This window comes from Phaeobacter sp. JH20_29 (assembly GCF_048056175.1).
Classification (GTDB): domain Bacteria; phylum Pseudomonadota; class Alphaproteobacteria; order Rhodobacterales; family Rhodobacteraceae; genus Phaeobacter; species Phaeobacter bryozoorum.
Genome location: NZ_JAYMWO010000018.1, coordinates 443250 through 460247 on the forward strand (window position 1 = coordinate 443250; position 16998 = coordinate 460247).

Annotated in this window: 14 protein-coding genes; 10 read left to right on the top strand and 4 right to left on the bottom strand. The window is 61.9% G+C overall.

Features of this window, described 5'->3' with window-relative positions; all coding sequences use genetic code 11:
* Positions 1-72 precede the first annotated feature (72 nt).
* The 3 genes from VWZ85_RS17055 to VWZ85_RS17065 are packed head-to-tail and all read right to left on the bottom strand — an operon-like array spanning position 73 to position 2915.
* Positions 73-672: a TadE/TadG family type IV pilus assembly protein gene (locus tag VWZ85_RS17055; protein WP_416544086.1), complete on the bottom strand. Its 600-nt coding sequence runs from the start codon at positions 670-672 to the stop codon at positions 73-75.
* Between the two features lie 3 nt (positions 673-675).
* On the bottom strand, positions 676-1236 hold the full coding sequence (locus VWZ85_RS17060; protein ID WP_416540471.1) for a TadE/TadG family type IV pilus assembly protein: 561 nt from the start codon (positions 1234-1236) through the stop codon (positions 676-678).
* The gene (locus VWZ85_RS17065) at positions 1233-2915 is read right to left on the bottom strand and encodes a pilus assembly protein TadG-related protein (RefSeq protein ID WP_340544962.1); all 1683 of its coding nucleotides are present in this window, start codon (positions 2913-2915) and stop codon (positions 1233-1235) included. The genes VWZ85_RS17060 and VWZ85_RS17065 overlap by 4 nt, the downstream gene beginning before the upstream one ends.
* Before the next feature lie 359 nt (positions 2916-3274).
* Here VWZ85_RS17065 and VWZ85_RS17070 point away from each other — a divergent pair, with 359 nt between their 5' ends.
* From VWZ85_RS17070 to VWZ85_RS17110, 9 genes are all read left to right on the top strand, one after another.
* A complete protein-coding gene (locus VWZ85_RS17070) occupies positions 3275-4705 on the top strand; it encodes a Glu/Leu/Phe/Val family dehydrogenase (protein ID WP_340544963.1) in 1431 nt (476 codons plus the stop codon).
* A 528-nt stretch (positions 4706-5233) separates the two neighbouring features.
* Positions 5234-6487 carry a sarcosine oxidase subunit beta family protein gene (locus VWZ85_RS17075; RefSeq protein WP_340544965.1) on the top strand — a complete coding sequence of 418 codons (1254 nt, stop codon included), beginning with the start codon at positions 5234-5236 and terminating at the stop codon, positions 6485-6487.
* Between the two features lie 81 nt (positions 6488-6568).
* Entirely contained in the window at positions 6569-6829 is a 261-nt protein-coding gene (locus tag VWZ85_RS17080) for a sarcosine oxidase subunit delta (RefSeq protein ID WP_416534798.1), read from the top strand.
* Positions 6829-9750 carry a sarcosine oxidase subunit alpha family protein gene (locus tag VWZ85_RS17085; RefSeq protein WP_416589261.1) on the top strand — a complete coding sequence of 974 codons (2922 nt, stop codon included), beginning with the start codon at positions 6829-6831 and terminating at the stop codon, positions 9748-9750. Before VWZ85_RS17080 ends, VWZ85_RS17085 begins: the two co-directional genes overlap by 1 nt.
* Positions 9743-10288 carry a sarcosine oxidase subunit gamma gene (locus tag VWZ85_RS17090; RefSeq protein ID WP_416589262.1) on the top strand — a complete coding sequence of 182 codons (546 nt, stop codon included), beginning with the start codon at positions 9743-9745 and terminating at the stop codon, positions 10286-10288. The genes VWZ85_RS17085 and VWZ85_RS17090 overlap by 8 nt, the downstream gene beginning before the upstream one ends.
* A gap of 37 nt (positions 10289-10325) precedes the next feature.
* Positions 10326-10664, top strand: coding sequence for a hypothetical protein (locus VWZ85_RS17095; protein ID WP_416534801.1), 339 nt, complete (start codon positions 10326-10328; stop codon positions 10662-10664).
* A 1-nt stretch (position 10665) separates the two neighbouring features.
* Complete coding sequence (dnaG, locus tag VWZ85_RS17100) at positions 10666-12891, top strand: DNA primase (RefSeq protein ID WP_416539315.1); 2226 nt, start codon at positions 10666-10668, stop codon at positions 12889-12891.
* Between the two features lie 131 nt (positions 12892-13022).
* The gene (gene rpoD / locus VWZ85_RS17105) at positions 13023-15011 is read left to right on the top strand and encodes an RNA polymerase sigma factor RpoD (protein ID WP_340544973.1); all 1989 of its coding nucleotides are present in this window, start codon (positions 13023-13025) and stop codon (positions 15009-15011) included.
* Positions 15012-15238: 227 nt separating this feature from the next.
* Entirely contained in the window at positions 15239-15538 is a 300-nt protein-coding gene (locus VWZ85_RS17110) for a hypothetical protein (RefSeq protein ID WP_416539316.1), read from the top strand.
* A gap of 115 nt (positions 15539-15653) precedes the next feature.
* Here the strand turns inward: VWZ85_RS17110 and VWZ85_RS17115 are convergent, their stop codons facing one another.
* Positions 15654-16328: an SDR family oxidoreductase gene (locus VWZ85_RS17115; protein ID WP_416589264.1), complete on the bottom strand. Its 675-nt coding sequence runs from the start codon at positions 16326-16328 to the stop codon at positions 15654-15656.
* Positions 16329-16574: 246 nt separating this feature from the next.
* On the opposite strand from VWZ85_RS17115, the gene VWZ85_RS17120 reads away from it, so the two are divergent.
* A complete protein-coding gene (locus VWZ85_RS17120) occupies positions 16575-16985 on the top strand; it encodes a hypothetical protein (protein WP_416539317.1) in 411 nt (136 codons plus the stop codon).
* Positions 16986-16998: the final 13 nt, after the last annotated feature.

Sequence of the window (16998 nt, forward strand, 5' to 3'; positions counted from 1 at the left end):
AACATAGTAAGGCGCCACCGTTACCGGAGGCGCCTTTGTTGTTCGATCCACTCTTGGGTGGTCCGTAGGGTGTCAGTCTGTTGACGGTGTGCTGTCGTCATGGCCGCCGCCGCTGCCATCCTGACCTTCGAATTTTACCTGTGGTGCAAAGCGGGGTCGGGTGAAGACGAAATTCTCGATGTCCATGGCTGGCAGGCCGATGTTGAACGCAGGGTCGATGTCGTTGCGGGTTTCCACCAGAATGACCCGCTCCTGATCGGGCATGTTTGGCAGGTTGGCTTTTACCTGCTGGATCGTGGCGTCCTGCCATTCCGCGAACTGTCCGCCGCGCACCTTGGACCAGTCAACGTAGTAGCGGTTGTCCGTCTCGTCCCAGCGGATCACCGAAATTCGCAGGGAGATCGACGAATCCACGCGGATCAGCAGCTTGGCCAGCTCGTGCATACTGTCGATATAGTCCTCGTTGAGCGTGGAGGTCTCCCGCGAGATGAGGTCCGAGATCGTATAGGCGGCCTTGAGGTTCACACCTTCCTGCCGGAAAGCATCGAAATAGGTGTAGATCGCCGCAAAGACACCGAGCAGCAGCGGCATATAAAAGGCGAATTCCACCGAGACGGAACCGTCGGTCTCTCGCTTGTAGCGGCGAAACAGGGCGCGGATATTGGTCAACATGGCTTACCGAGGCTCCTGAACAAAGGCGGAGGTCGCATAGAGGCGGATCCGGCCGTCGGCGTCATTGTCCATGTCATCGGCAAGGCCCCAGTGGGGAAAGACCGGTTTGAACGCCATGCAGGCGCGGATGAACATCAGCTCGTTTGACGCCCCTGTCACGAAGGTTCGGACCGGCTGCACGTCCTCGACCCGGTTGATGCAATCGGGCTCGGGATCGACGGGCATCCAGGCGTAGGGGTCGACCTGGACCATTTCCAGCCTGAGCGATGTGCCGCAGTCGCGGATAAAACCGGACCGGCTACAGACCTCATCGCGGATTTCATTGTGCTGTTTGGGCACGCCGGTCGACAGGCGCAGGCCGCGCACTGTCTGATCCAGCGCCCGCTCCAGCATCGACTGCTGGATGGTGATCATGCCCAGTTCCACGGTATTCATCAGCAGGAACAGAAAGGCCGGGATCACGATGGCAAATTCAACCGTGGCATTGCCGTCTTCGCGATCGCGAAACAGGCGCAGCGCCCGGCGCAGCCGATGGAGGCCCTTATGCGGGAGGTGACAGGTCATTGGGTCAGCCTCAGCTGGCGGATCGACGTGGCGATCGAGGCAAAAGCGTCGTTGATCTCCAGCCCGTTGACGTCAAAGTGATGGGCATCCGAGCTGGCACAGTCCTTCAGCACCGCAGTGCCGCCGCTGGGCGCTTCAAAGCCGATGGTATAGACCACGATGCCCTGGTTCTTGGCAGCGGTGCAGATGGCGCTGGTGCGGGCGTTTTTGACGCTGGTGTTCCAGTAGTCATAGACACCGTAGTACCAGACGCTGCGCGCCGAGGACTGCCCCATCCAGTCGCCATAGAGGTTGGAATAGAGATACTTCAGCGACGTGTCGGCAAAGAGATCCGCGTAGCTCAACCGTTGCACATTGGCAGGCTCGCCCTGTTCGTCCTGCCACCAGCAGCTATAGCTGTCGCATTTGCGGTAGCTGCCCTGACCATAGGCGTGGTCTTCCCAGCGGTTGAGGCGATCCCACCAGTATTTGTCGCGCTGCGGGTCATAGAGCGAATAGCGCGGATTGGATCCGGTCGCCGCCGAATTGTACCAGACGTCGGATGGCCCCTCGCGGTGATCCTGCTCCACATAATACTGCGCCGTGTTCTGACCGTCGGTCATCAGGACGATGACCTTGACGGTTTCACTGTCGTTGAAATTCGCAGGCCGGTTGGCAAAGGTTGCCGGAACCATAGAAGCGCCCCCCGAGGCCAGCGCGCTGATGGCCGGGCGGGCGGAGGGATCGAGCAGGGCGGTTCCCCATTTCATACCGACGTCAATCGACGTATTGCCTCTTGCGTAGAGGTTGTCGATGAAGGTTTTCAGTGTGTTTGCATCTTTCTGGAGCGGCAGCGTCTCGCGGTCTGCGCGATCTTCGCAGACGGGGCTTGCGACGAGGTCCGAGCTGCGACGGTAATCACCGCTGGACCATGGGCTGAAGTGCATTGTGCGCTGCAGCTCGATCCCGGTCGACAGGGCGGTGCTCTGGAAATGGGCGCCGGTGAAATTCACACAGTTGGAGTATTCGTGTTCATCGGTCGTTGTGTATTGGTCCATCAAATCCGCCGGGAGGCTGACCTGAGTGGCGTAGGGGATGATCGAGATCGACATCTTGTTGTCGATGGTATTGGCGACCATCGTGTCGATGAAGTCTTTGGCCGCAACCTTGAGGTTGGTCAGGCGGCTGTTGGAGTTCATCGAGCCGGAGACATCCAGCACCAGTGAAATCTCCAGCCCGTCAATGCTCTCTTCTGCGCGCGAGGTCGCATAGAGAGGCATGTCCTGACCGCTGGAGAATTTCAGCATATGGGTTTCAAATGTGGTGTCGATGGTGCTCTGCACCTTTTTGAAACCGATCCCGGTTTCGGCCACCGGTGGGGTGTAATATTTGTTCAGCCCGGCCTTGTTGAGATAATCCTGAACAACCACTGCAGGCGGCAGTGGCTGATCGAGGTCAGCTGCTGCCAGAACCGCACGGTCGAGCGTATATTGCAAGATGGTCCGGTCGCGCTCCATGCGCATCAGATCGACGCCGATCCCGCCGACGGCCAGCATCGACAGCAGAAATCCCACCATGGGTTTCAGCAGCACGCCCGATTCATCCGCGCGGAACGCCCGCAGCCGCGCATCGCCACGGACACAGGCGGTCAGGCAGGCCTTGCGGGCCGCGATGGATATCTTGTCAAAACGCGTAGTCATAAGTCGAACCCCCAGCCGCTTAACCCCCCGGCACAGCGCCATCAGAAATGGAATTTCACACTTATTAATGCTTTATGAAGGTGGCGGAATTGGGGCGTATACCGGACCAAATCGCGCGAATTGTCGTCAATTCCAGGCCCAATGAGGTCTCGGCGCGCCGGTTGTTCGGGCGCTGCGAACAAATCGACGGTAGCTGCGAGCAAGAGGCGACTCAGTCAAATGCCCACTGTTTTCAAATTGCCTAAAAATAAATCTTTTTGCATGGGAATGGTCAAAAAGGTCGCACCTTCTTAATCCAAGAGTCATAGTGTCCGAACACTATCTCACTGAGTCGACGCAGAAGCACGGAGTACAGCCTGATGAGCAGTGCAACAGAACCCAGTTTTCGCCAGAGTGTGGACCTGATGTTCAACAGGGCAGTTGCCCTGATGGACCTGCCACCAGGCCTGGAAGAGAAAATCAGGGTTTGCAACGCGACCTATACGGTGCGTTTTGGCGTTCGCCTGCGTGGAGGCATCCAGACCTTCACCGGCTATCGCTCGGTTCATTCCGAACATATGGAACCCGTCAAAGGCGGTATCCGCTATTCGATGGGAGTGAACCAGGATGAGGTTGAGGCGCTGGCGGCGCTGATGACCTATAAATGTGCGCTGGTCGAAGCGCCGTTTGGCGGCTCGAAGGGCGGGCTCTGCATTGATCCGCGCCAGTATGAAGAACATGAGCTTGAACTCATCACCCGCCGTTTTGCCTATGAGCTGGCCAAGCGCGACCTGATCAACCCGTCGCAGAACGTTCCGGCCCCCGATATGGGCACCGGCGAACGCGAGATGGCCTGGATCGCCGACCAATACGCGCGGATGAACACCACCGACATCAACGCCAAGGCCTGTGTTACCGGCAAGCCGCTGAATGCCGGCGGGATTGCCGGCCGTGTGGAGGCCACCGGCCGTGGCGTGCAATACGCTCTGCGCGAGTTTTTCCGCAACCCCGAGGATGTGGCTGCGGCCGGTCTCGAAGGGAAGCTGGACGGCAAGCGGGTCATCGTTCAGGGTCTGGGCAACGTGGGCTACCACGCGGCAAAGTTCCTGATGTCCGAAGACGGTGCCAAAATCACCGCAGTGATCGAACGCGATGGCGGTCTGGTCGATGAAAACGGTCTGGACATCGAAGCGGTGTCCCATTGGATTGCCAACCATGGCGGCGTCACCGGTTACCCGGATGCCCGCTACGTCGAAAACGGCGCGGTTCTGCTGGAGGAGGCCTGTGACATCCTGATTCCGGCGGCGCTGGAAGGGGTGATCAACCTCTCCAACGCGGCAAACGTGAAAGCGAACCTGATCATCGAGGCGGCCAACGGTCCAATCACTGCGGGCGCTGACGAGATCCTGCGCAAGAAGGGCGTGGTGATCATTCCCGACATGTATGCCAACGCGGGTGGTGTGACGGTTTCCTACTTCGAGTGGGTGAAGAACCTCAGCCATATCCGTTTTGGCCGGATGCAGCGCCGCCAGGAAGAGGCACGCCATCAGCTGGTCGTGGATGAGCTGGAAGCGCTGTCGGAAAGCCTGGGCAAGACCTGGACGCTGGATCCGAAGTTCAAGGAACGCTACCTGCGGGGCGCCGATGAGCTGGAGCTGGTGCGGTCGGGGCTCGATGACACTATGCGCACGGCTTATCAGTCCATGCGCGAGGTCTGGCATGGCCGCGACGATGTCACCGATCTGCGCACCGCCGCTTATCTGGTGTCCATCGACAAGGTCGCCAAGAGCTACCGCGCCAAGGGGCTTTGATCGTCACGCGAAGGACCCGAACCGGATCGGGTCCCCGCAAACACACCGGGCGCTGACGCGGTTTTGCGCCCGACCTACAGGAAACCTCGCCAGCTTGGCGGGGTTTCTTGCGTTTTGGATGTCCGCTGCGACGCGTTGGAATGCCGCCGATGCCCTTAGGAAACCCCGATAAAGCAGTAGCGCTGCGATCAAGGCGGCCCGCTGGCCAGGTCCGAGGCGCGATCCGGCAATGCTGGCTTCTTTGCTCTGGACACATGTGTATTGAATGTGCTGCTGATAGCGGGCGGTGTCGTTTGCCAGGGCGGATCAGGGCAGGTGCAGCGCCGGTCGGCACGGGTGTCCCGGCCAGGGCTGGAACCGGGAACAGGGCGCGGGCCAATCGGTGCATCAGGGCTGGTATCGGGATGCGGAACGCGCCAGACTGTCGCCCAAGAGGGCGCGGCGGCTGGCATGAGATCACAGCGGGTGCAGGTGGCCTGGCCTGCGGACGACCGGGGGATCAACCGGGATACAAAGGGGGGAGCGGGGATGCGATTTTCTGGCTGGCGTGTGCTGCGCGAAGGGCTGACAGGCAACCGGGGCTGGCAGGCCCATTGGCGCGACCCGGATCCCAAACCCGAATATGATGCGGTGATCATCGGCGGCGGTGGTCACGGGCTGGCCACGGCTTATTACCTGGCCAAGGACCATGGGATGCGCAATATCGCCGTGCTGGAGCGCGGTTATATCGGCGGTGGCAATGTCGGACGGAACACCACCATCGTGCGGGCGAATTACTATCTGCCCGGCAATTCGGAGTTCTATTCCCATTCGTTGAAGCTCTGGGAGGGGCTGGAGCAGGATCTGAACTACAATGCGATGATGTCGCAGCGGGGGATCCTGAACGTGTTCCACAATGACGCGCAGCGCGACAGCGCGGTGCGGCGGGCGAATGCGATCATCAATCAGGGCGATGATGCCGAGATCCTGTCCCGTGACCAGCTGCGCGAAATGGTGCCGCTGCTGAACTATGACAATAACCGGTTTCCCATCCAGGGGGCGCTGTTGCAGCGGCGGGCGGGCACGGCGCGCCATGATGCGGTCGCCTGGGGCTTTGCGCGGGGGGCGGATCAGCGCGGTGTCGATATCCTGCAGAATTGCGAGGTCACCGGCATTCGGACCGAGGGCGGCAAGGTCATCGGGGTGGAAACCCCCCGTGGTCTGATCCGCGCGGGCAAGGTTGCGATGGCCGCCGCCGGGCGCTCCAGCCAGGTAGCGGCCATGGCGGGGCTGACCCTGCCGATCGAGAGCCATGTGCTCCAGGCCTTTGTCTCCGAAGGGCTGAAGCCGATTATCGACCACGTCATCACCTTTGCGGAGGGGCATCTCTATATCAGCCAGTCCGACAAGGGGGGGCTGGTGTTTGGCAGCTATCTCGACCTCTATGCCTCTTATGCGGCGCGGGGCAATCTGCCGATGGTGGAACACACGATGGAGGCCTGCATGGCGATGCTGCCGGCCATCGGCAAGGCGCGGCTGCTGCGCAGCTGGGGCGGCATCATGGATATGACGCCGGACGGATCGCCGATCATTGATCGCACGCCGATTGAGGGTCTCTATCTCAATGCGGGCTGGTGTTATGGCGGCTTCAAGGCAACCCCTGCCTCGGGGCAGTGTTATGCGCATCTGATCGCCACGGATCGCCCGCATCAGGCGGCGGCAGCGTTCCGGCTGGACCGGTTTGAGACCGGTCGAGGCCTGATGGATGAGGAGGCGACCGGTGCGCAGCATAACCTGCATTGACCGTCGCGTGGTCCGCGCCGGCGTCGTGGCTGGCGTGACGGCGTATTTGAGTATTTCTGGAAAGGTGAAAGGGCGCCCGTCATGAGGATTACCTGTCCGCTCTGCGGTGAGCGTGATCGTCGCGAGTTCTATTATCGCGGGGCGGTGCTGGAGGCGCCGGAGGAGGGCGCGCCCCTCGAGGTCTGGCATGCTCATGTCCATCTGCGGCTCAACCCGGCAGGCCCGCTGGAGGAATGGTGGTACCATCAGCACGGCTGTGGCAGCTGGATCAGGGTGCGGCGCGACACCTCAAATCACGAGATGCTCGCCGCCGCGCCTGCGGCAACCGGGGAGGCGGGCTGATGCGGGTTGCAGGTTGGGGCGGCATGGCAGAGCCGCGCGAGGTCGATTTCAGTTTCAATGGGCGTGTGTTGCGGGGGCATGAAGGTGAGCCGCTGGCGGCGGCGCTGTTGGCCAATGACATTCACCTTGTCGGGCGCTCGTTCAAATATCATCGGCCACGCGGCATCCTGACCGCGGGCAGCGAGGAGCCCAATGCGCTGGTTACCCTGGGCGAGGGGGCGGCGCAGGAACCCAATCTGCGCGCCACCACCCTGCCGGTATACCAGGGGTTGGCGGCGCGGAGCCAGAACTGCTGGCCCTCGGTGGGCTTTGATGTGATGGCCGTCAATGATCTGGCGGCCCCGTTTCTGGGCGCGGGGTTCTACTACAAGACCTTCATGTGGCCTGCGGTCTTCTGGGAGAAGATCTACGAGCCGGTCATTCGTCGTGCAGCAGGGCTGGGGGCGTTGTCCGGGGCGCCGGATGACGGGACCTACGAAAAGGCATTTGGATTCTGTGATCTTCTGGTCATCGGCGCGGGACCTGCGGGTCTGATGGCGGCGCTGACGGCGGCGCGGGGTGGTGCGGATGTGATCCTTTGTGACGAAGATAGCGCGCCCGGTGGTCGCCTGCTGAGCGAGCGCGAGACCATCGCAGGGCAGCCGACACGGGACTGGGTGGCGGCTGTGGTTGCGGAGCTGGACAGTCTGGACAATGTGCGGCGCATGGCCTCGACCACGGTGACCGGGGTCTATGATCAGGGCACCTATGGTGCGCTTGAAACCACAGCTGCCGGGTCCGGCAAGGCTGCGCGCAGCTGTTTCTGGCGGCTGGTGGCAAAGCGCGCGATCCTGGCATCCGGCGCGCTGGAGCGGCCGGTGGCCTTTGCCAATAACGACCGACCCGGCATCATGATGGCAGGTGCGGTGCGAAGCTACCTCAATCGGTGGGGGGTGGCGCCCGGTGAGCGGGTGACGGTGTTTGCCAACAATGACGATGCTCATCGGACGGCACGGGATCTGGCGGCGGCGGGTGTTCATGTCGCGGCGGTCATCGACAGCCGCCATGACGCACCACAGAGCGATGAGTTCCGGGTGATCCGGGGCGCTCAGGTCTGCAATGCCTCAGGCCGTCAGCGATTGGAAAGCCTGACGCTGCGCTCTGTTGCGGGGGAGGAAAAGCTGCAGACCGACTGTCTGGCCATGTCCGGTGGCTGGAATCCGACGCTGCATCTGACCTGTCACCTGAACGGGCGGCCGCGCTGGCGGCGCGATCTGGCCTGTTTTGTGCCGCAGGAGGGCGCGGTGCCGGGGCTGGCGGTTGCCGGGGCCTGTGGCGGAGCTTTCTCCACTGCGGCGGCCTTGCGGGATGGGGCGGAAGCGGGCGCACGCGCGCTGGAGGCGCTGGGCAGGCGCGCTGTGCCCGTGGAGCTGCCGGAGGCCGAGGATGCGCCCTGCCGGGTGACGCCGCTTTGGTCGGTGCCGGGGCGCGGGCGGGCCTGGGTGGATTTCCAGAACGATGTGACGGTCAAGGACATCTGTCAGGCGGGGCGCGAGAATTTCCGCTCGGTCGAGCATATGAAGCGGTATACCACGCAAGGCATGGCCACCGATCAGGGCAAGAGCTCCAATGTGGTGGCTCTGGCGGTGCTGGCCGAGGCCACGGGCCGCAGCATTCCCGAGACCGGCACCACCACCTTTCGCCCGCCTTATGTGCCGGTGCCGATCGGGGTGATGGGGGCAGGCGCGCAGGATCACGGCTTTGCGCCGCGTCGGCTGCTGACATCCCATGCGCTGGCCGAGGATATGGGCGCGCATATGATGGAGGTGGGGCTGTGGTATCGCGCCAGCTATTTTCCGAAACAGGGTGAAACCAGCTGGCGGCAATCCTGCGATCGCGAGGTCGGGTATGTGCGCAATGCGGTTGGGGTGGCGGATGTCTCCACCCTTGGCAAGATCGACATTCAGGGGCCGGATGCCGCCCGGTTGCTGGACTATGTCTATGCCAATGGGTTTGCCACGCTGCAACCCGGTCGGGTGCGCTATGGGCTGATGCTGCGCGAAGACGGGTTTGTCATGGATGACGGCACCACCGCCTGTCTGGCGCCAGACCACTATGTGATGACCACCACGACCGCAGCGGCCGGGCAGGTAATGGCGCATCTGGAATTCGTGAGCCAGGCGCTGCACCCGGAGTGGGACGTGCGGATTCATTCTGTGACCGAGCAGTGGGCGCAGTTTTCCATCGCAGGCCCGAAGGCGCGGAGGCTGTTGCAGGATCGCCTCGGCGCGGCATTTGTTAGCGAGGACTGGCCGTTCATGGCCTGTGGCGCAGTGGCGCTGGGAGAGGTCACGGCGCGGCTGTTCCGCATCTCTTTCTCGGGCGAGGAGGCCTATGAGCTGGCGGTTCCTGCGCGCTATGGCGAGAGCCTGTTTGGCGAATTGCTGCGCCGGGCCGAGGCGCTTGGCGGTGGGGCCTATGGGCTGGAGGCATTGAATGTGCTGCGCATTGAAAAAGGGTTTCTGACCCATGCCGAGATCAACGGCACCGCGACGCTGCATGATCTGGGGTTCGGTGGGATGCTCCGCTCCGGCAAACCCTGTGTCGGTCGCGCGATGGCCCTGCGCGAGGGGCTCGTCGACAAGGCGCGGATGCGGCTGGTCGGGATCAGACCGACCGGCGCGGTGCAGGAGCTGACCGCCGGGGCGCATCTGTTTGACCCGGAGGATCCGGTCGACCGGCCACATGATCAGGGTTATGTCACCTCGGTCTGCTATTCGCCGACCTTGGGGCATATGATTGGTCTGGCGCTGATAAAGGCCGGTCCAGACCGGATTGGCGATCCGATCCGCATGGTGGATCACACGGCAGGGCTGGACGTGCTCTGCGAGATTGTCGAGCCGGTGTTCTTTGATCCAGAGGGGGAGCGTGCGCGTGGTTAAGCTGATTGCAAAATCGCCCTGTGTGGGGCTGCTGCCTGTGCAGGTGGGGGATCTGTCGCTGAGGGAGGCGACGCTGGAGGAGATGACCACCCTTGCGCCCTATGCCGGTCAAGACGCCGCGCTCTCCGAAGTGCTGTCGGCCGCGCATGGGCTGCGCTGGCCGATGCCGAACCGAAGCAACAGCAAGGCCGGGGCGCGGATTATCTGGTTTGGCCGTGAGCTGGCGCTGCTGTCCGGCGTGCGGCCGGATCCTGCGCTGGCAGATCATGCCGCGCTGACCGATCAGAGCGATGGCTGGGCCGTGGTGCTACTGGAAGGTGCGCAGGGTGACGCGGTGCTGGCACGGCTCTGCCCGGTGGATTTGCGGCCCGCCGTGTTCAAACGCGGCCATACCGTCCGATGCGAGCTGAAGCACATGGCGGCCTCGGTCACCCGGCTCGGGCCAAAGAGCTTGCAGATCATGGTGTTCCGCTCCATGGCGGAGACACTTGTGGATGATCTGAAAACAGCGATGGAAGCTGTTGCGGCACGGGGGTAATCTCGGGGATCACCAACTGATTCCGGGAGCCAAGTGTATGATCCGTCTTGCCCTTGTCGCAGCTTTGCTGGCCGCACCAGCCTATGCTGCTGAAAAAAAAGAAGAAAGCTGCAAGTATCAAGGGCAGGTCATGGCGGCGGTGCAGCAGGCGCGGCTGGACCGTGTGAAACAGGCCGATGTTGCCCAGACGATTCTGGACAGTGATCCCGCCTGGCCCGAGCAGTACAGCAAAGCCATTCCGCAGCTGACCGCGCATATCTACAGTCTGCGCAAGCGCGATCTGCGCGACAATGACTTCGGCGCACTGCTGGAGCAGCAATGTCTGGCGAATTGGGATCAGATCCAGAAGATGCAGAAGCAGTTGCAGAGCAACTGAGATGTCGCTTCCCCCCGGTTTCCTTGATGAATTGCGCACTCGCGTCAGCCTCTCTCAGGTTGTCGGGCGCAAGGTCATGTGGGATCAGCGAAAATCGAATCAGGGCAAGGGCGACATGTGGGCGCCATGCCCCTTCCACCATGAAAAATCCGCCAGTTTCCATGTCGATGACCGCAAGGGGTTCTATTACTGCTTTGGCTGTCATGCCAAAGGGGATGCGCTGAAATTCGTGCAGGAGACCGAGAACGTCGGCTTCATGGAGGCGGTGCAGATCTTGGCGCAGGAGGCGGGGATGGAAATGCCCGCCCGCGACCCCAAGGCCCAGCAGAAGCAGGACCACCGGGCCCAGTTGGCCGAGGTGATGGAACAGGCGGTGCGGTTTTTCCGCCTTCAGCTCAACACGCGGTCGGGTGAGGCTGCGCGCAGCTATCTTGCGCGGCGCGGGCTGACGGGTCAGGCCCTGGAACGCTGGGAGATCGGTTTTGCCCCTGACGGCTGGCAGAACCTATGGGACGCGCTGCGCGGCAAGGGTGTGCCGGAAGAGCTGATCATGGGTGCGGGGCTGGCCAAACCCTCGAACAAAGGTGGCAAGCCCTATGACACCTTTCGCAACCGGATCATGTTTCCAATCCGCGATGCGCGCGGGCGGGCGATCGCCTTTGGCGGCCGAGCCATGGATCCGCGCGACAATGCAAAATATCTGAACTCGCCGGAGACCGCGCTGTTTGACAAGGGGCGCAGCCTTTACAATCACGGGCCTGCGCGCACCGCGTCGGGGAAATCCGGCCAGCTGCTGGTCGCCGAAGGCTACATGGATGTGATCGCCCTTGCAGAGGGCGGATTTGAGGCGGCGGTGGCGCCTCTGGGCACTGCGATCACCGAAAACCAGCTCCAGATGCTGTGGCGCATTGCGGATGAGCCGATCATCGCGCTGGACGGCGATACCGCTGGTCTGCGCGCGGCGATGCGGCTGATTGATCTGGCATTGCCCTTGCTTGAGGCGGGGAAATCCCTGCGGTTTGCGCTGATGCCCGAGGGCAAGGACCCCGATGACCTGATCCGAGCCGAAGGGCCGGAGGCGGTGCAGAGGGTGCTTGATCAGGCGATGCCGATGGTGCGGCTGCTGTGGCAGCGCGAAACGGAGGGCAAGGTTTTCGACAGTCCCGAGCGCAAGGCCGCGCTGGACAAGGCGCTGCGCGACAAGATCCGGCTGATCCGCGATCCCTCGATCCGCCGCCACTATGGCGAGGATCTGCAGGATCTGCGCTGGCAGCTGTTTCGCGGCGGCCGCCCGCGCGAAGCGACAGCGGCACCGGGGCTGGACGCCGGGTTCGATGCGCTGCCGGATCCGGGGTTTGATACCGGTTTTGATCCGGGGCCAAGCTTTGATCCGGGCTTTGGAGCTGCGGGCGATCCCGACTTTGGCGGCGATTATGGCGATTATGATAGCGGCTACGATCCGGGCTACGACAGTGGATTTGATCCCGGTTATGAGGCGCCGCCGCCGCCCGTCACCCCGGCTCAGGCGGGCAATCAGGGCAATTACAGCGCTGGAAAATTCCGCAAGGCTGGTGGTTTCCGCGATGGTGCCCGGATGCCCTGGCGCGGCAAGAACGCCCCACCACAGCCGCTGGAGACGACCCGTAATTCGCTGCTTGCTGGCGGCAGCGAGGAAGCGCTGGTGCGCGTCCGTGAGGCAGTGATACTGGCGACGGTGATCACCACACCGGCGGTGATTGCAAAATATGAGGTCAATCTGGAACGTATGGCCTGTGTCGGCTCGGATCACGCGCTGCTGCGCGATCTGGTGCTGCGTCATGGTGTCGATGCGCCTGAACGGCTGAAAGAGGAAATTGCACAGGCTGCCGGCAGCCATGCCCTTGAAAACCTCTTTGCGCTTCGCCATGTGGCAATCAGCCCCTGTCTGCGTCGTCCCGGCGATGTGGAAATCGCCAGCCTGACCCTGGCGGAGGAATTTGCCAAGCTTGAGGCAAGCCGGGGCCTGGATGCAGAGCTGGCCGAGGCGGAAGAGGATCTGGACGGGCTGGCTGATGAGGCTGTGACATGGCGGCTGGGACAGGCTGCCGAAGCGCGCAACAAAGCCGTGCGCAGTGAGAACGAAGACCGAGCGCAATATGATGTGGGGGAGAACGGAGCGCGTCTGAACCGTGAGGAACGCGACGCTTTCGGAGCCCTTTTGGAACGAATTGGCTACTCCAAGAAGTGACCGCTGCGCCGCAGTCAGGTCGTTTTGCTAAGGAAGAGCGAAAGAAAAACGGGTAAACCGGGTGACGAATCAGCGGATCGCGATAATGATTCGCGAAACCGAATCGCCCCAGCCCCGACGAGGAGCATTGAATGGCCGCCAAAGATACCGACGACCGCAAACCTGACGATCAGGAGCCCGAAATCTCTCTCGACATGAGCCAGGCTCAGGTCAAGAAGATGATCGCCGAAGCGCGCGAGAAGGGTTACATCACCTATGATCAGCTCAATCAGGTCCTGCCGCCGGATCAGGTAAGCTCGGAGCAGATCGAGGACGTGATGTCGATGCTCTCCGAAATGGGCATCAACATCATCGAAGATGAGGAAGCCGAAGAGGAAGAGCAGAAGGGCTCGACCGATCTGGTGACCACCGACAGCAACCGCGAAGTGGCGGTGGCTGGCGCGGCAGCTGAAAAGCTGGACCGCACCGACGATCCCGTCCGCATGTATCTGCGCGAAATGGGATCGGTCGAACTGCTGAGCCGCGAAGGCGAGATCGCCATCGCCAAGCGGATCGAAGCTGGCCGCAACACGATGATCGCCGGTCTCTGCGAGAGCCCGCTGACCTTTCAGGCGATCACCATCTGGCATGACGAACTTCTGTCCGAAGACATTCTGCTGCGCGATGTGATCGACCTTGAGGCGACGTTCGGCAACCAGCTGGACGAAGACGGTGAGGTTGGCGAGCCGGTGGTGGATACCTCTGTCGTTGCCGCGAGCAAACCTGTGGCGAAAGACACCGGTCCAGAGCTCGACGCTGACGGCAACCCGATTGCATCGGACGACGACGAGGACGAGGACGATCAGGCCAACATGTCCCTTGCCGCGATGGAAGCAGCGCTGAAGGACAAGGTGCTGACCACGCTGGAACAGATCTCCTCCGACTATGCACAGCTGAGCGAAATGCAGGACAGCCGAATTTCGGCCACCCTGAACGAAGATGGCTCTTTCAGCGCGCAGGATGAGCAGATCTATCAGTCTCTGCGGTCTGAAATTGTTCTGCTGGTCAACGAGTTGCACCTGCACAACAACCGGATCGAAGCGCTGATCGACCAGCTTTATGGCATCAACCGCCGTGTCATGCAGATCGACAGCTCGATGGTGAAACTGGCGGATCAGGCCCGTATCAACCGTCGCGAGTTCGTGGATGCCTACCGTGGCCGCGAGCTGGATCCGAACTGGCTGGCCGATATGGCGGAGAAGCCGGGACGGGGCTGGCAGATGTTTGTCGAACGTTCCACCGACAAGGTCGAAGAGCTGCGCGCCGATATGGCGCAGGTCGGTCAGTATGTCGGTCTCGACATCTCTGAATTCCGCCGCATCGTGCAGCAGGTCCAGAAGGGTGAGAAAGAAGCCCGTCAGGCGAAGAAGGAAATGGTTGAGGCCAACCTGCGTCTGGTGATCTCGATCGCCAAGAAATACACCAACCGCGGCCTGCAGTTCCTTGACCTCATTCAGGAAGGCAACATCGGCCTGATGAAGGCGGTGGATAAATTCGAATACCGCCGGGGTTACAAGTTCTCGACCTATGCGACCTGGTGGATCCGTCAGGCGATCACCCGCTCCATCGCGGATCAGGCCCGGACCATTCGTATTCCGGTCCATATGATCGAGACGATCAACAAGCTGGTCCGCACCGGCCGCCAGATGCTGCATGAAATCGGCCGCGAGCCGACGCCGGAAGAACTGGCCGAAAAGCTCCAGATGCCGCTGGAAAAGGTCCGCAAGGTGATGAAAATCGCCAAGGAGCCGATCTCTCTCGAAACCCCGATCGGGGACGAGGAAGACAGCCAGCTGGGCGATTTCATCGAGGACAAGAATGCCGTGCTGCCGCTCGACAGCGCCATTCAGGAAAACCTCAAGGAAACCACCACCCGCGTGCTGGCTTCGCTCACCCCGCGTGAGGAGCGGGTTCTGCGGATGCGTTTTGGCATCGGCATGAACACCGACCACACGCTGGAAGAGGTGGGCCAGCAGTTCAGCGTGACCCGCGAGCGGATCCGCCAGATCGAGGCCAAGGCGCTGCGCAAGCTCAAGCACCCGAGCCGGTCTCGCAAACTGCGCAGCTTCCTCGACCAGTAATGCGGCAGTTGATGTCCGAACAGAACAGGCGCCCCGGTGGGGCGCCTTTTTGCTGTGTGCCTTGCAGCAGGGGGCGGTTCGGCATGGATTTTGCGGGTCCAGCCCGTCGCAGCCCGGCCCGCCTGTCTGGGTGGCATTGTTAACCATTCCTAACAGTCAGCAATTGTTTTTGGGCCGCGAATACCTAAGTTACCAATATGTTAACTTTGCGAGATCGGAGGGGTCCAATGGCGCATCATTCGAATTTGAACGAGGCACTTAATGTGCTGGACGACAAGCTCCGCTCGCTCAGCGCGCTGACCAAGGCGAATGCCTTTCTTGTCGAAATCATGCGCAAAGATCGCGCCCTGCTTGAACAGATGGAAGCCCCTGCTGCCCGGGCGATGTTGATGGACCGCGCCTGCCAGTGCTTTGGTGAGGGCGCAGGAGATGCCGCAGATCCAGATGTTCTGGAGGTGCTGGCGACCGCCCTAACCGAAGGGCAAACAGCTGAAATCATTCCGTTTCCCACCGACCGACGTCATTGAGCGGGCCATAGGCACCGCCGCGTCACCGCGCCTGAGGTGACACATCCGGAAGGGGTGACCCTTCCGGATGTTTTTATGGGCGTTACTCCTCCGCAGTGCTGCGGCGCGTGCGGCCTCAGCCGGTCGGCATCAGGAAGACCTCCCGCACGGCATTGCGCGGGTCGGCCTCCAGCGCAAAGACAACGGCATCGGCCACGTCTTCGGGCTGGAGCTTGTCGGGCTTGGCTTCGTCGAAGAACGCGGTGTCCACCATCCCCGGCGCAACCACGGTACAGCGCCCGCCCCAGTCCTTCATCTCTTCGGCCAGATTGCCGCCATAGCCATGGACGAACCATTTTGAGGCGCCATAGATGGAGCCGGGGATATGCACCCGCCCTGCCGCCGAACCGGTCAGCACGATGTGTCCTTTCTGCGGTTTCAGATGCGGGATAGCGGCTTTTGCCGTGTAGAGCAGGGCCATGATGTTGATATGAACCATGTCATGCCATTCCGAGGGGTCGCCGTTTTCCGTCCCGTGATTGTTGAGACCGGTCCCGGCATTGGCAAAGGCTGCGTCGATCTGGCCGAAACTGTCGCGCAGATGCTGTAGGGCGGCGACCTGATCCTCGAATTTGGTGGCATCTCCCGGCAAGGCCAGGGCGCCGTCGCCCAGTTCCTCGGCGAGGCTGTTGAGCTTGTCTTCGGACCGGGCGAACAGGCCGACGTTCCAGCCTGCCTTATGGGCCGCACGCGCGGTTGCTGCGCCGATGCCGCTGGATGCGCCGGTGATGAACAGGGTTTTCTGAGCCATGGGAGGATCCTCTGTCTTGTGGTTGTTTGACCGCTCAACGCGGAGAGTGCCCGATTGGTTGCGCAGGTGATGGGCCCGTTTCGGCAGCGTTGAATGTGAACAGTTGTGACTGGCCGTGGTCGGCGGTATCTGGAATCCTGCCGGTGGCCCTCTATCTCTAACCTGTGGGCTTCGCGCAGATCGCAGGTCAGCTTGCGCGCGCATCCTCAGAGCCGCGGGCTGAATTACTCATCAAGGATAGGCATCATGCGACTATTTTCTGTGACTATTGCGGCGGCGCTTGCGCTGTCAGCCTGCGCCGAAGCAACCCCGACCGGCCATGTGACCGTCGATCAGGCGCGTGTCTTTGCTCTTCCTGACGGCAGTTTCGAAGTGGTCCCGCCGCAGGGCGCAGTGCGCTCGGCATTCTGGTGTGGCGCGGCGGACTACGCGCGCCGCGCGCTTGGTGCCGACTGGGGGCAGAGCATCTATGTCGTGCGCGGTATCGGCGAGGGCGTCGCCGTGAACCGTAAATCCACCGTGCATTTCAGCCTGAGCCCGGTTGCAAGTGATCGTCCCGACAGTTGGCTGAAACGGACAAATGCCTATCGCGTTGGTGACCGGCTCAGCGTTCAGGAGGCCGATCACCAGTGCACTACCGCCTTTGTTCGCTTTTGACCGGCGCCCTCAT